Source organism: Endozoicomonas sp. (genome assembly GCF_965196975.1).
GTDB lineage: Bacteria > Pseudomonadota > Gammaproteobacteria > Pseudomonadales > Endozoicomonadaceae > Endozoicomonas.
On sequence record NZ_OZ239981.1, the window covers coordinates 1068185 to 1083659 of the forward strand.

Consider the following 15475-nt stretch of genomic DNA (forward strand, 5'->3'; position numbering starts at 1 on the left):
AGCTCGTAAAACGTGGTAAGAGCTGTTGATGACCCTTGGCTTGGTCAGTCTTATCGAACCATGTGAAGAAAATGCATGTGCTTTTCATACTGATCGATAATATCACCAATCACCTGATCGCTGGTCCAGCCCATAATGTCGTAACCTTGGCCACCTTCCCTGAGGAAAACTTCTGCCCGGAAGTATTTGCGCTCTTCTTCATCTTCTTCGTCCAGCATAAAACTGGGCTGAAGGTAAGAGCGTGGTGTGACTTTGTAGAAAAAGTCCACTTCATCGCCGTGGAGTACGACCAGGCTGGGTATCTGCTTTTCAGTATCCAGCTGTATTGTACTTTCTACGCCCTGTTTACTGAGCTCTGATGCGACGGACTCCATGGCGGGGAGTACAACATCCTGTATAAAGCGATTGACATGGGACCGGCGGGGATAACTGACCATAGTGGCTAGTCGATTCTGCCAGGGAATCGGTTTATGCCCCACTTTGGGGGTCAGTGTTGTTTTTTCCAGGCTCGCTCTTTTGGCCGCATCAACAGCAAGTGCTTTCAGTAAGCCATATGCTGACACCAAAAGCACGATGGAAAAAGGCAGGGCAGAGGCTATGGTTACTGTCTGCAAGGCCTGAAGGCCACCTGCCAGTAACAGTACCATGGCTACAACACCAATCAGGCTGGACCAGAAAACCCGCTGCCAGATAGGGGTTTTACTGTTACCTCCCGAGGCAAGCATGTCGACAACCATAGCGCTGGAGTCAGAGGAGGTCACAAAAAAGATGACCACCATGACAATAGCGATCATCGACAGAACGTTTGAGAACGGGAAATATTCCAGAAACTTAAATAGAGCGACGGGTACATCGGTTTCTACAGCCTGACCCAAACCGGCCATCCCCTGATGCATGATCATATCGATAGCGGTATTACCAAAAGCGGTCATCCAGATCAGTGTCAGACCTGTTGGTACGAAAAGAACTCCGGTAACAAATTCACGGATGGTTCTGCCTCTGGAAATGCGCGCAATAAACATACCGACAAAAGGAGACCAGGAGAGCCACCAGGCCCAATAGAATAACGTCCAGCCACCAAGCCACTCTGTGGGCTCATAGGCGTAGAGGTTGAATGTCTTACCGACGATATCTGACAGGTAACCACCGGTGTTTTGAACGAACATCTGCAACAGCAGAACGGTCGGTCCGAGTAATACCACCATCACTAACAGCATCAATGCCAGAAGCAAATTGGCTTCCGACAAACGTCGAATCCCCTTATCCAGGCCAGTTGCAACGGAGATGGTGGCCAGTGCGGTAATGACAACAATCAGAATAACCTGCGCCTGCGTGCTGATTTCGATACCAAAAAGGTAGTTAAGGCCAGAATTTACCTGCAAAACTCCGTAGCCCAGGGCCGTTGCGACCCCAAAGATGGTGCCCAGTATGGCAAACACATCAATGGTATGGCCGGGGATACCATGAATACGATCACCAATGATGGGGTAAAGGGCGGAACGGAGGGTGAGTGGCAAATTGTGCCGGTAACCAAAGAAGGCAAGGATCAGGGCCACTATTGCGTATATAGCCCAGGCATGAAGGCCCCAGTGGAAAAAGGTGAGTTTCATGGCTTCTTTGGCCGCTTCCACGGTACCTGGTTCACCCAGTGGTGGTGAAAGGAAGTGCATCACCGGTTCGGCTACACCAAAAAACATCAGGCCAATACCCATGCCGGCAGAAAAGAGCATGGCAAACCATGAGCCAAAGCTGAATGAAGGTTCTGCATGGTCCGGGCCGAGCTTTATATCGCCATATCGGGACAGGCCCAGAAAGGCTACGCATAGGAGAATCAGGGCGACTGCCATGACATAAAACCAGCTGGCGTTGGTCATAATGCTGGATTGCAGGTGAGTAAAACGGCTATTGGCATCGTCAGGAAAAAAAACCGTATAGCCTACCAATATAAGTATTAAAATGGCTGAACCAAAGAATACGGGAGGATTGATCGTTTGCCGGGACGGCATCGAGTTTTCCGGTTGGGACATGTTTTAGGCTCTTGCTGAGTGGTCAAAATCAATTTGATCGTTTGGGTTTAGAACTATGTGCAAGAAGCCCATCAACGCTCTGAGGGGAGTAACATGAAGAGGATCCTGTTTACAGCTTCATTAGGAGTCTAGGCGAAATATATTACAGCTCAAACTATTTGATATCAAATTGTGTTTGTTTTGCTGTTTATTTTATGGCAAATAGGCACGCTTGTTTTCTGAAACTCTTTGCTGAGTAGATTGTATGACTGAAACATGTTATTGGACTGACGTACTTATTTCTCTAAGACGGATCATACGGGCAACGGATCTTCACTCTAAGCGCATGATCAAGGCCTGTGGCCTGACAACGCCACAAATCATGGTGTTAAAGGCCATTAACGATCTGGGTGACGTAACGGTTAAACGGATCTCCCAGGATGTATCGCTAAGTCAGGCCACAGTAACCACCATTCTGAACCGGCTGGAAGAGCGACAGTACCTTGAGAGAGTCCGAAGTGCCAGTGACAAACGAATTGTGAACGCGCGATTGACTGAGCTTGGTCGTTCTGTACTGGCAACAGCACCGGCTCTTCTGCATGAAAAGTTTATTGAACGTTTTGAGGCTCTTGAGCCCTGGGAGAAAACGCAGGTGCTGTCTTCTCTGCAAAGGGTTGCAGCCATGATGGATGCTGAGTCTATCGATGCTGCTCCGCTTCTGGATATTGGTGGTACAGAGCCTTAATTGTTTGATTTTTATTCTATTTCTTGGATGGGGCTGGTGGTGAGAAGCTGAAAGTAATTTGAAATCTAATCATTAGAAGTGTAAGTTATTGCCCCTATCGGTGTCCGGGAAAGTACGGTTTTGTCCATGACGCTGGAAAATGGGCTTAAAAATTTCTGCTTATTTATCTACGGATAACGTCCCCACAGCAGAAATTCTTATTCCCAGTTTTTCACGTCAATTTATAGAATTAAAAAGGCACTACCCGGCACCAGTAAAGGACTTATAATAAATCAGGTACAGAAATGCTAAAAAATAAATTTGCGGCTGGAGCCCTGCTTACACTGTCGTTACCGTTATCCGCGGCCGTCTCTGCCAATGAATGTGGCGACGTTACCATCGCCGATATGAACTGGAACTCGGCAACACTCATAGCCCACGTTGATCAATTTATCCTTCAGAATGTATTTGGCTGCAATGTTGAGCTGGTGCCTGGTGATACCATGGCTACAGGAACCTCTATGGTTGAAAAGGGGGAGCCGGACATTGCTCCGGAAATGTGGAGTAACTCCATGCGGCAGGCTTTTGATAAAGGCGTAGAGGAAAAACGCCTTCGTTATGCGGGCAACTCCCTCTCAGAAGGTGGTGAGGAAGGGTTTTGGGTGCCGAAATATATGGTCGAGAAAGACGCTGACTTGAAAACCATTGAAGGTATTAAAAAGAAGGCGAAAATATTCAAGCACCCTGAAGATTCAAGCTTATCCGCCTTTTATGGTTGTCCAGCAGGATGGAACTGCCAGATTAATTCTGGAAACTTGTTCAAGGCTCTTGAACTTGAAGAGTATGGTTTTGACCTGGTCGACCCAGGTTCTGGTGCAGGTATGTCTGGTGCAATTGCCAAGGCATATGAACGTGAAGAAGCCTGGTTTGGCTATTACTGGGCACCTTCTGCTGTGCTAGGTAAGTACGAAATGGTTAAGGTTGACTTCGGTTCAGGTGTCGATGTGAATGAATACCTGACCTGTACTACCAAAGAAGATTGTGAATCACCAAAAGTAACCATGTATCCCCCTTCTCCAGTCAATACCATTACTACTGAGGCATTTGCCGTTAAGGCGCCTGCTGCGTATGAATACCTGGCAACACGATCATTTACTAATCAGCAAATGAACGAGCTTCTGGCCTGGATGGAAGAAAATCAGGCTGATGGTGAGATAGCAATGGAACACTTTTTGACGAACTATGAGCCTATCTGGACTCAGTGGTTGTCTGCAGATGTTGTTGAAAAAGTAAAACAAGAGCTTTCTGCTCTTTGAGGTCATCACTTGCCTGTTTTGCAAGGGTGGTTGCCTATTCTTTTACGTGAATGTTTTGCGTAACTCGCTTTTTGTGACCACCGCCATTTCTCTCTTATAAAAGAGCATAATAAAGGCTGAAGTGTATGGCTAAGGAATCATGGGTTACTGAGTTTCCGGATATGGATCGCAGTGACCTTATCGCTTTGCGAAAGTCTCTGGATGGGGCCTACCGGGAATTTTCCCGTGAATATGGCGATTTGATTGAGTCTTTCTTTGACCCTTTACTTTCTTTTCTTGTCTGGTTTGAAAATCTGTTAATCAGCTCCCCCTGGATACTGATACTGGCGGTTATTACTGGTTTGGCCTATGCGGCCAGCCGCTCCTGGAAACTGTGTTTAGGGGTTGTCTGTTCACTTCTGGCAATTGGGTACTTTGGTATGTGGGAAAATACCATGAGGACCCTGAGTGTTATCACGGTATGTACATTGCTCTCCCTTGTGCTGGGTATTCCCATTGGTATTGCCATGGCCCGCTCAGACCGGGTTCAGAAGGTTGTTACTCCAATGCTGGATATCATGCAGACCATGCCAGCATTTGTGTATTTGATTCCTGTCGTAATGCTGCTGGGAATTGGTAAGATTCCCGGTGTAATCGCAGTTGTTATTTATGCCATTCCTCCAGTTATTCGACTGACCAATCTTGGGATTCGCCTTGTTGATAAAGAGGTGCTGGAAGCAGCCACTGCTTACGGTGCCAGCCCTTTTCAACGGTTATGGGGGGTCCAGTTGCCTCTGGCAATGCCAACCATTATGGCCGGGATTAACCAGACCATCATGATGGCGCTGGCCATGGTGGTGATTGCATCCATGATTGGGGTCAAAGGCCTTGGGCAGCCAGTGTTGAAATCGATTACTAACCAGTATTTCACACTGGGGCTGTTAAACGGCCTTGCCATTGTTGCGTTGGCGATCATCTTCGATCGGGTTTCTCAGGCTTATGCCCGCAGAACCCAGAAACATCTGGGGGGAGCTGAGCATGCCTGAGCGTGAAAAGAACGAACCGTTGATTGAAATTCGCGGGCTTTATAAGTTATTTGGAAAGCAGCCAGAAAAGGTGATGTCGCGTGTTCATCAGGGGGAGTCCAAAGATCAGATTCTTGCTGATACAGGGCATACGCTTGGACTTAGGGATATCAACCTGGAGGTAAAGTCGGGTGAGATTTTTGTGATCATGGGGCTTTCCGGATCTGGAAAGTCTACCTTGATTCGCCACTTTAATCGTTTGATTGACCCGACTGAGGGTGAGATTCTGGTTGATGGAACCGATATTACCCGGTTTTCAGCCAAAGAGCTGGAAAGTTTCCGGCGGCAGAAGATGTCCATGGTCTTTCAGCGTTTTGGTCTGATGCCTCACCGAACGGTCATTGACAATGTTGCTTATGGTCTATCGGTTCAAGGTGTTGCTAAACCGGAGCGGTTGAAGAGAGCAGCCCAGTGGCTGGATACGGTTGGGCTTGCAGGATATGAGCAGCAATACCCGTCACAGTTATCGGGTGGTCAGCAGCAACGAGTTGGTTTGGCCAGGGCGCTTTGTACTGATGCGGAAATTCTGCTGATGGACGAAGCCTTCTCGGCTCTGGACCCATTGATTCGCAGTGAAATGCAGGATCAGTTGATAGCGCTGCAAAGCAAGCTCCATAAAACCATTGTTTTCATTACTCATGACCTCGATGAAGCGCTGAGGTTGGGAGATCGTATCGCCATTCTGAAAGATGGTGAGCTTGTTCAGCAAGGGGCGCCGGAAGAAATTCTGTTGAACCCGGCTACTGAATATGTTGAAGCGTTTGTTAAAGACGTGAATCGTGCCCGGGCATTGACGGTAGAAACTGTGATGAAGCCACCGGCCTGTCGGATTACTGCGGAAACCATTGATGAAGCGTTGAGTCAGATGAAAAAGACGTCTGAGGACTTTGGCTATTACGTTAATGATGAGGGTTATCAGGGTATTATTCTTCAGCAGACCCTTGAACAGGCAGTGCTGAAGGGGAATCATAAGAAAGTAAGTTCTATCTTGATTGAGACGGTGCCTGCTATTCAGGCGGACTCGATTCTGGAGTCAGTGATTCCTGATACATTGGACACAGACTTTCCCCTGCCGGTGGTTGATGATGATGGACAGTTACAGGGGCAGCTTTCCCGTTCAAGCCTTGCTGAAGTGTTGGGGGACGTTTCTACAAGTCACTAGATGATTTGCAGGGAGGTATTTGAGCTTTATTCTCAGGGCACTGAGAGCGTTGCGAAAAGATCATCAGGCTCTGGACCGACCAAAGATCACAATGCATACAAATGGAGTGAAACGCTTTTCTTTGTGCGCATTGTGATCTTTGTTGTTTATAGACTTACGCGATGTGCGACTTTGTCTGAAACTATCTCAAATTACTAGCCCGGATATTTCATAAACTGCCCCGAATCTCGGGCAGGACTTTGTCGCCCTAAGGGATTTTGTGAGGGAGTGCCGTACCGGGGAGTACGGTCGACCGAGCAAAACTCCCTTAGGGCGGCAAAGGACAAGCGAGAACGGGAGCACGTTTATGAAATATCCGGGCTAGCATGATGGTAAGTCCAAGTTGTATCTTCAAAATCACGCAATTATTTGCTTTCCGTTTTTTAATCTTCGGAAATAAGGTTCTCAAACTGTATTGCAGGACGACCAGCAATTATATTCAGATAAGAACCAATATTATGTGCCAGTAACTTCCGAGCGATACGTGATGTCATATGCCATCTATCTCGACAATGGCACTTTTCTATTTCAAAGCGCTCTGTCAATTGACCTATCACTGTTTCTATTCTCCGTCGTACCCGTAATACCAGCTTTACAAACGACTTCGGACGTTCATCTTGCATGTTTTTTCTCAGTGGCGTCTGAAGATCAATACCTAATTCCTGACAATCAGCTTTAAACTCAGGCCTTATATAGCCCTTATCGCCAAGCAAGAGGCCAGAAATGGTCTCGAGCATGTCATAGGCTGCATCACGCTCATCTACGTTCGCTGCGGTCAGAGTAAAACCCACAGGAATCCCTCGTGCTTCAACCAGCAAATGCCCCTGAAAGCCATAGAACTTCTTGTCCTTGGAAGCGCAGTAACCATAACCAGCCTCAGCTTTAAAGATACGGCTCTGTGGTGCACGGGTTCTGACGACAACATCAATCGGAAAACCATCGATTAAATGGATATCTGCATTATCTGCATGCATCATCTGGACTATACGAATTTGCAGTCGTTGTTTCACATGCCATAAGTTGGCGGCCTGTTTGACAAATGCCGAGCGTGAAGGAATGTCAGGAAACAGGTGTCGCCAGTGTCGGGTAAAATACTTCCAAATCTCAGTGTCCTTATGATGCCCAAGCCATTCACCGACAACTTCCATGGTGATCGCTTCACTATCAGTGAGCTTTGGTGGAAACCCTCGAAGTCGCAGTGGTACAGGAAAAAGCTCTTTTACCAAATCGTCGATCAAGCAGTAGACTGTAGTGATAAACTCTTCAACGGGCATGACTGAAACCTTCTTTGCTTTCTACTGCTTTTAATAGCAGAAAGCAGGATCAGTCATGTCTCCTTATGCAAACCTAAAAGTCGCACATGGCGTAGACTTTTAATGCCTCAGCAGTGTATCCAGCTCGTCAATGGCTTCACACCATTGAGCATCCAACTCTCTTTCTTCCACAAGAAAAGCCTTCTGTGATGTATTCCAGAAATCTGCATCTTCCAGCTTCTCATTTTTTTTCAGTGAATGCTGGTTGAGAAAGTGGGTAATGGCTTCTGGTTCTGTCTCAAGGCCTAGGAGTCTGTCGGACTTTGCATAAATTTTGAGTACAATCCCAACATAACTTTTTCTGGCAGATACCCCATCAATGAAAAATTGGATTTTCAGGCCTATTGACCGAAATACTCCTGACTTATTCCCTGCCAGTGTTCAGGACTATCTGCCAGAAGTGCATCTTGCCCGCTTTGTTGTTGAGATTGTTGAACAGCTGGATCTCTCAGCTTTTACTCAGGCTTATAAAGGCGTAGGTTCGAAAGCCTGGCACCCATCCCTTATGCTGTCCTTGTTGTTTTATGGGTATGTGACAGGCGTCTTTTCCAGCCGCAAGCTTGAGAAGGCAACTTATGACTCCATCGCCTTTCGGTACATCTGCGCTAACGAACATCCGGATCATGATTGCATCAATACCTTTCGTAAACGGTTCCGTAAAGAAATCAGTTCTCTGTTTGTTCAGATATTACTGATTGCCCGCGAAGCCAACTGGTTGAAGATGGGTTCTATCAGTCTTGATGGCACCAAAATGAAAGCCAATGCCAGCAAACATAAGGCACTCAGTTATAAGCACGCATGCAAGCTTGAAGAACAACTAAAGGCAGAAGTAGAAGCGCTTCAAAAAATGGCGGATAAGGTCAATACCGAACAGCTGCCTGATGAATTATCCATTCCTGAAGAACTGAAACGCAGGGAAGATCGACTCAAGGTTATTGCCGATGCCAAGGCTGAAATTGAACGACGAGCCGAAGAGCGCTATCAGCAGGAACTTGCAGAACATAAGGAAAAAGTCGACCGTCGTGATGCCATCAGGGAAACGGGTAAAAAGCCACGAGGGAGAGAGCCCAAAGCCCCAACGCCCGGTCCCGGAGACAAAGACCAGGTTAACCTGACTGATTCGGAGTCGCGGATCATGCCGACCAGCAACGGTTATGTGCAGGCGTATAACGTACAGGCAGCAGTGGATACAGAGAGTGGTCTTATTGTTGAAAATCATGTTACTCAGGCGACGAATGACAAACAACAGATAGCGCCTGCTCTTGAAGTACTGGCTGCTCGATCAGAATGGATCGGCAAACCGGAAGCGTTACTTGCTGACACCGGATATTTCAGCAATTCGTCAGTAACTGCAGTGCATGACTTCGGTGCCATTCCCTACATTGCTGAAAAGCGGGATGCCCATAACAAGCCCTTACTGGAGCGTTTCAAGGCTGATGAACCGATGCCGGAAGGCGATGATGTGACGGCTCTGGATTTAATGCGCTGGCGTTTGCAGACGCGGGAAGGAAGGGCGATATATGCCTTGAGGAAAAGTACAATTGAGCCCACCTTTGGGATACAGAAAGAGGTGATGGGCTACCGTCAATTTCTAGTTCGCGGTCTTGAAGCAGTGTCTGCAGAATGGACACTTCTGTGTATGGCCTTTAACCTGAAGAAAATGTTTAGCCTAATGCTGAAAGACGCTCAGAAAATCTCTATTTCTATGGTTTTTTTAGCCATTAACAGGGTGTTTTTGATTCACATCTGGAATTGGGTCAAGAGGGCAAAAATCAAAAAAAGTTTCTGTTGAAGCCAGATTCGGAAAATTTCAGAATTTAAGCCCTGTTTCTCTTAGTTAGCCCCCAAAGTCCGACAGACTCCTAGCTGGGAAAACAGGCTGGAAAGATCGTTGAACTGTGCATCCATCATGGTATTGCCTTATTCGAGCTTGAGGTTCCTTAAATAAAGATAGACCAGATCGATAGTGTCAGCAGTCAGTCAGCCAAGTTTGATTATTGTACTTTTCATTAAAAAGCCCGCAATAGCGGGCTTTCTATTAAGTGAAAGAAGATTTTAGCCAGAGCGGCGAGTAAAGAGTTGCTTATTGTTGGTAGCCTTCACCATGTCGGTCAGGATGACACCCGCTTCCTGAAGGAAGGCATCAGGCTCTTTATCTTTTTTCTTCTGTTCCAGCTCCTGATTATTAATCTCTTCGAGCTCATCCAGGTTGTTCAGCAAAGGCTGGCCTCGGGATTTACGCAAGCGATTCTCAATGGCAAGGCGTTGGCTACGCATGGTTTGTAACTCAAGTTGCCGTTTTTCCTGGTTCAGAGAAACTTTTTTCTGGTTCTCATAATGCTCGAAGTAGTCTTTCATCTCATGAAGGTATACAAAATCGGCATTTTTACGAGTGCGATACTCATGTTTTTTCTGCAGTTCAGGAAGGTAGGGGCTGAAATCAGCATAAGGTCTATAGGATACCGGTGAGATATTGTCCCATGGCAACGCATCGGGAAGTGTGTCTTCACCGATATCCCGTCCATCATAAAGTGATGGGAAGATGATGTCGGGGATAACGCCACGATTCTGCGTGCTCTGGCCGGAAACCCGGTAGAACTTGGCCAGAGTCAATTTCAGTTGTCCATGATTCAGTGGTTGAATGCTTTGAACGGTGCCCTTGCCGTAACTCTGGCTTCCGACGATCAATGCCCGGCCATAATCCTGCATAGCACCAGCAAAAATTTCTGATGCTGAGGCGCTGAGGCGATCGATCATGACAACCATTGGGCCATCATAAAGCTGGTCCGCGTCTGGGTCTTCCTGTCTTTCGGAGCGGCCGCGGTTGTTACGCACGACAACAGTGGGTCCCTTATCGATAAACAGTCCAGTCAGCTCATTGGCTTCCTGCAATGACCCCCCGCCATTACCGCGAAGGTCAATGATCAGTCCATCGACTTTCTCTTTCTTCAACTTCTCAAGCAATCTGCGAACGTCGCGGGTTGTACTTTTATAGTCAGGATCCCCTGCCTGAGCAGCCTTAAAGTCAATATAAAAGGTCGGTAGCTCAATGACACCTATGCGGCTTTTTTTCCCATTCACAGGTACTTCAATGATCCTGCTGGCTGCATCCTGCTCTTCCAGTTTGACCCGATCCCGGACAATTTCGTAAACCCGTGTACTGCTGTCTTTGCTGCTGCCTGGGATTATCTCAAGGCGTACTAATGTGTGTTTGGCACCACGAATTAATTTGACGACATCATCAAGGCGCATGCCAACTACATCCTCCAGGTCGCCTTTCTTTCCCTGTCCAACACTGACGATTTTATCACCTGGCTTTAGTTGGCCGGCTTTCTCTGCAGGACCTCCGGGTACAACACTGACGACTTTGGTGTATTCATCCTCTGCGGATAACACGGCACCAATTCCTTCCAGTGAAAGGCTCATGTTGATGTCAAAGTTTTCAGCTGTCTGGGGAGAGAAGTACTGAGTATGAGGGTCATATATACCGGCGAAGGCATTTATGTAGGTCTGGAAGGCATCTTCGCTTTTGCTCTGGTGCAGCCTGCGGAGCAGGTTCGTGTTCCTTCTGCGCAGCTGAGTGATAATTTCTTCGTCGGTCTTATTGTTCAGTTTCTGACTTAATACACTGTCTTTAAACTGCTTGGCCCAAAGTTGTTGCTGGGCTTGCTTGTTGGTAAGCCAGGGTTCATTCTTGCGCTCAATGACCAAGTCTTCATTCTTCTTGAGATTCAGGTCTTGAATGCCGATGTCCAGCTGCTTAAGCATGAATCGAGCGCGCTCTTCTGCTCGTTCCCGGTATCGGTTAAAGATGGCAAAGGCAGGATTGAGGTCGCCACTTTTCAGAGAGTCTCCCAGCTTTTTCCGGTAAGGTTCAAACTCTTGAATGTCTGATTGCAGGAAAAAACTGCGGTTTGGGTCTAGCCGATCCAGGTAACGATCGAATACCTTCTCCATGCTGTCCTGGTCAAGAGGGATTTTCCGGTAATGGCTTCTAGAAAGCAGCTGTACCACATGAACGCTGGCAATGGCCTGCTGAAGATTGGGCGTCAGAGCCGGGACGGGCTGGCTGATATCCTTATCTACGGCCTGAGCAAGATTGCCTGTGAGAAGTACTGTGAAAAGCAGCGACGAAAAGAACAGCAGAACTCTTTTGGCTGGCTGCAGTTTCGATATCATAGAGGCTTTAGCTCCGTGTCATTCTGTCTGTTGAAGTGTGCCTTCCTGGCGCAGTAGTAACCTGACGGCTAAGACACTTTCCATTACTCAAGTCATCGCTCAGGCTGTCAAACTCTTGAGTATTCCGTGGGACTGAATACAGCATAATACAGTCATCTTCCGGATGACAGCAGTTGTATCCCTGTGCCCTGACAACCTCATGTAAATCAGATTGTTAATTCGTAAACAATTAACCGTGGAATAAGTCCTATTCCAACAAGGCTGTTGAGAAAAAGCAATGATTGATTTGGAGGGAAGGTGGTACGTGAGATTTAGAATATGGTATTCAGCGGGCGTGTTGAACTTGTCTAACACGCCCGTGATGGATGAGATATTGTTAATCTGGCGCTTGAATTAATTGTAGCCTTTGATAAAACCGCCAGTTTCATCAAATGATTTTGAAGTAGGCAGTGTCGTAGAAGCCTTTAACAACGGTTTAACCGGATTAATTGTACTGCGGTGAATTGAAAATACATTCTGGGAGTTGGAGGCTGGGCGCAGTGCTGGTCGGTTATTTGGTTGGACTTTCATGGGATTGCCTGTGATGGTGGCTGGTCTATAGACATCATTAAGATTAGCAATATCGGCAGCAAAGTTGGAGTCTGAAATTGTACGTATGACGCGGGTTTGCGTTGCGTTTTGCAAACAAATGTAATCTGTAAGGGGGGTAATTTACAGGGTGACCTCTCCAATATTTATCTTCAAGTGTGATTAGTAAAGTAAATCAATAGGGGGAACTTCCTTGGCGATATGTGTTCAGATTCTAGCTTGCAAAAAATGGAATACTGTTTTCAAAAGACGATAGGGAGTATATCTCCCTGGCAGATTGCGGTTTCTAATGAAATTGCAGGCCTTTGATTTAGTTACAGCCAGGTTTGTTTTTCCAAAAAGCCAGAAATGACACTAATTCACTACTAGTCATGGGTTGTCTGTATGTTAAATGGTTGTTCTCAGGTTCAAGCAGCTTCTACACCGGCATCAGGAAGAGGGCCGTCAGACCCCGGTATTGAGTATAATGGTACAGTTTATTATGGCTTTAGGCCTTCTGCGTACTGGCATCCACAAACTTCAACTTCGGCAATAGTTCCTTCTCGCATGGTGACAATGGTTCATCCATCAATGGTCCATAGCAATATACCTCCCCTCGCCATGCAGAATGACCTTTTGTTTGGCTCCCCCCCTGCATTACGGCTTAATCATAATCAGAACTCTTATATGCACAGTGCTCAGTGTGTTGAAAGTTATCACTATAATCTGCAGGGGGGAGTTGGTGGCGTATTTCATGGGCAGCAGGTAATACAGCATCAGCCTGTTATTTTTATGGGCCTGCCCGAAGGGGGGAGTTTTCATCGTGAATCGTTTTATCAACCCACGGTTCCTTTTGGCTACAGTAATTACACTGGTGAAATGAGGGTTAGTATGCAGCCAGTTTCTGACCATTCACATCGTGAAGTGCCGTTTTACGATGTGAATGGATGTCTAATGCCTGTAATCAATAGTATGCTGCCTGCATCTGCTGATCCTTATAGTACGTATCAAAATCAGGCTTTAGTGTTTGGTAGTGAATCTAATGTAACCGCTCCTGAGTCATTTTCAGCTGGGGCTGAACAAGACAGTGCCAGTATTTTGGTTCAAGAGCTGCAGTCAGCAGCGGGAGGATCATCACTACGAACAAGTGATACTGAGTCGGTACGAATGGGCAGGCGCCGAAGGCGAAGAAGGAATGGCCGTTCCCAAGACTCGTTAGCTTCTTCAGGCATGGGGGCTGAATCAAACAAAAATAAAGACGCCAGGTCCAAGAATAATTCGTCATCTGTTGCCGCTTTGTCTCTCTTAAAGAATGGCTCTTCAACACACCGTAGCACTGCCAGGATTGAACTAGCAGTGGAGCAACGTGTAAAGGAAGAGTTTTCGATTCCTTTGTCTTCAATTCCGGACATGAGGAAAAAACTACGATTATTGATAGATGCTATTAGCAAGGGGGATTCGAATATTTTCGTTGATCTTTTTCAGGGAGTTGTGGAATCCATTGGTGAAAATAGGTCTCAGCACGTATGGGTTCCTTTAAGTGAGTTTGAATTGCAACTTTTGGTGGATGCTCGGAACAGGCTTTATCAAATATCGAGAGGCTGTTCACAAGAGGAGCGAGCATTTTCAATTCTTCAAATTGAAAGTATCTTTGCCAGAATTGATCCTGTTATTGCAAGGTCATTTGAAGAATTTCTGGGTGGAATCAATGACAGTGTTAGTGAGGTACTCTTTCGTACTCTGAATGTACTGGTAGTTGACTTTATGATGGGGGTTCAATTTAAAGATATTGATTTAGGTAAGCTGATTCCATTCATACATAAAGTGCCGCTGACTATATCTTCTGAGTTGGCTGACAAAATATCACGCTATTTCGAAATTTGTGAGAGAGATCAGAATACTTTGGTTATGAATCTTTACCAGGATTTTAATAGAAGGCTGGCGGAAGATGGTTGTATAACCTTGCAAAAAAATCAGATTAAAAAGTGCTTTGATCAGTTTTATAGTGCTTTCTTCAATCTTTCTAATTATGTGTTTCATAGAAATGAAGGTTATGAGCCTGTCGACAGGATGGCTTGGATGCAAGATGTAAAGGCCAGTCAACATCACTTTTTATCTCGATACAAGGATATGAGAGGAGAGCAGCTGGCATTGCGGCGTTCCAAGCTGGAGGATGAAATTATTGATGGAGAGGACGTTCTTCATTCTGAAAAGTCACAGGGGGTAGAGCATTGTGACGATAAGAAAACACCTGAAAGAGTGCCAGATCCGAACGAGGTGGAAACAATACTATCCGATGAGAAGATGTGCGATCGTGCTTGCGAACTGTTTAGGAGCGGAGATACTAATGGCTCAAAAGCTCTCTACGAGAGAGTTTTGGCTAGGGGAGGGAAGCCACTTATCACTTTTTCCTGCAGGCTGGCCTTGATTGAAGTTGAGTTCAAACAATTAAGCTTTGACCGGGATTATTTGAGTTTTAGAGAAATTATCCGTAAGAGCCATAGAATATTTAATGACTTTAGAAGTGCATGCTCTTTTAGAGATCATCAATTAGAGACCAAAGCTTGTGAATTGGAACAAATATCTGATGAGGCAAATAAAGTAACAGAATTGTTTTACGATAAGTGGAGCTTGCCAATTGAGCAGCAGCACTTTTCGATTGATGGATTGAAAGCCAGTTTGGCTTCTTTATCAGAGGGTTTGTCTGGGGATGATTTGGATAGGCTGGAATGGTATCTCAAAGAAGTTGAACAATTACATGAGAAAATGGGAGGTATTTTACCTTTGTTAGTATCGTCTACCTATCGATTGGATCAGGCCTTTGATGATAGGGAGAGCTGGCTTTCAGGTATTCCCAGGAAAATGGGAATGTTAGAGGGCGCTGATGGTGAAGAGGCTCAGTCCTTATCGCTAAGTGCGAGCAAACATCAGGAAAGGCTGAGATCTAACGGTCAAAGACTTGAAGTGTTGGTTCATAACCATAAAAGGCTTCATGATGAACTGGCTGACCTGAAAAAAGAAAAAGTTTTCTCAGGCAAAGCTGGTAGTCCGTCTGAACGTCGGGTGCGTAGGTATTGTTAAGTGTGGGAATTCACAAGCCAGCTA

General features: G+C 46.1%; 10 protein-coding genes and 1 pseudogene. 6 read left to right on the plus strand and 5 right to left on the minus strand.

Annotation, left to right across the window (positions count from 1 at the left end; translation table 11 throughout):
* Positions 1 to 50 precede the first annotated feature (50 nt).
* Positions 51 to 2006 (minus strand): BCCT family transporter, encoded by a 1956-nt coding sequence (locus ACOCLE_RS04840; protein ID WP_419535744.1) that lies wholly within the window; start codon positions 2004 to 2006, stop codon positions 51 to 53.
* A 265-nt stretch (positions 2007 to 2271) separates the two neighbouring features.
* Between ACOCLE_RS04840 and ACOCLE_RS04845 the strand changes: the two genes are divergently transcribed.
* The 4 genes from ACOCLE_RS04845 (at position 2272) to ACOCLE_RS04860 (ending at position 6272) form a co-directional block, all read left to right on the plus strand.
* Complete coding sequence (locus tag ACOCLE_RS04845) at positions 2272 to 2751, plus strand: MarR family winged helix-turn-helix transcriptional regulator (RefSeq protein WP_066014247.1); 480 nt, start codon at positions 2272 to 2274, stop codon at positions 2749 to 2751.
* Between the two features lie 284 nt (positions 2752 to 3035).
* Positions 3036 to 4046, plus strand: a complete 1011-nt coding sequence (locus tag ACOCLE_RS04850) for an ABC transporter substrate-binding protein (protein ID WP_419535745.1) — start codon at positions 3036 to 3038, stop codon at positions 4044 to 4046.
* 125 nt (positions 4047 to 4171) lie between these two features.
* Positions 4172 to 5071, plus strand: coding sequence for an ABC transporter permease (locus ACOCLE_RS04855; RefSeq protein ID WP_419535746.1), 900 nt, complete (start codon positions 4172 to 4174; stop codon positions 5069 to 5071).
* Positions 5064 to 6272, plus strand: coding sequence for a quaternary amine ABC transporter ATP-binding protein (locus tag ACOCLE_RS04860; RefSeq protein WP_419537150.1), 1209 nt, complete (start codon positions 5064 to 5066; stop codon positions 6270 to 6272). The genes ACOCLE_RS04855 and ACOCLE_RS04860 overlap by 8 nt, the downstream gene beginning before the upstream one ends.
* A 422-nt stretch (positions 6273 to 6694) precedes the next feature.
* Here the strand turns inward: ACOCLE_RS04860 and ACOCLE_RS04865 are convergent, their stop codons facing one another.
* Both ACOCLE_RS04865 and ACOCLE_RS04870 read right to left on the minus strand, forming a co-directional pair.
* The gene (locus ACOCLE_RS04865; RefSeq protein WP_419533099.1) at positions 6695 to 7585 is read right to left on the minus strand and encodes an IS982 family transposase; all 891 of its coding nucleotides are present in this window, start codon (positions 7583 to 7585) and stop codon (positions 6695 to 6697) included.
* A 99-nt stretch (positions 7586 to 7684) separates the two neighbouring features.
* A complete protein-coding gene (locus ACOCLE_RS04870; RefSeq protein ID WP_419537151.1) occupies positions 7685 to 8002 on the minus strand; it encodes a DUF2789 family protein in 318 nt (105 codons plus the stop codon).
* Here ACOCLE_RS04870 and ACOCLE_RS04875 point away from each other — a divergent pair.
* Positions 7944 to 9287, plus strand: a pseudogene (locus ACOCLE_RS04875) (IS1182 family transposase); the annotation flags it as partial. The gene ACOCLE_RS04870 and the pseudogene ACOCLE_RS04875 sit on opposite strands and share 59 nt — an antisense overlap.
* Before the next feature lie 392 nt (positions 9288 to 9679).
* On the opposite strand, the gene ACOCLE_RS04880 reads toward ACOCLE_RS04875, so the two are convergent.
* Entirely contained in the window at positions 9680 to 11803 is a 2124-nt protein-coding gene (locus ACOCLE_RS04880) for a carboxy terminal-processing peptidase (protein ID WP_419535747.1), read from the minus strand.
* Between the two features lie 393 nt (positions 11804 to 12196).
* Positions 12197 to 12487 carry a hypothetical protein gene (locus ACOCLE_RS04885; RefSeq protein WP_419535748.1) on the minus strand — a complete coding sequence of 97 codons (291 nt, stop codon included), beginning with the start codon at positions 12485 to 12487 and terminating at the stop codon, positions 12197 to 12199.
* Between the two features lie 570 nt (positions 12488 to 13057).
* Between ACOCLE_RS04885 and ACOCLE_RS04890 the strand changes: the two genes are divergently transcribed.
* On the plus strand, positions 13058 to 15451 hold the full coding sequence (locus ACOCLE_RS04890) for a hypothetical protein (RefSeq protein ID WP_419535749.1): 2394 nt from the start codon (positions 13058 to 13060) through the stop codon (positions 15449 to 15451).
* Positions 15452 to 15475: the final 24 nt, after the last annotated feature.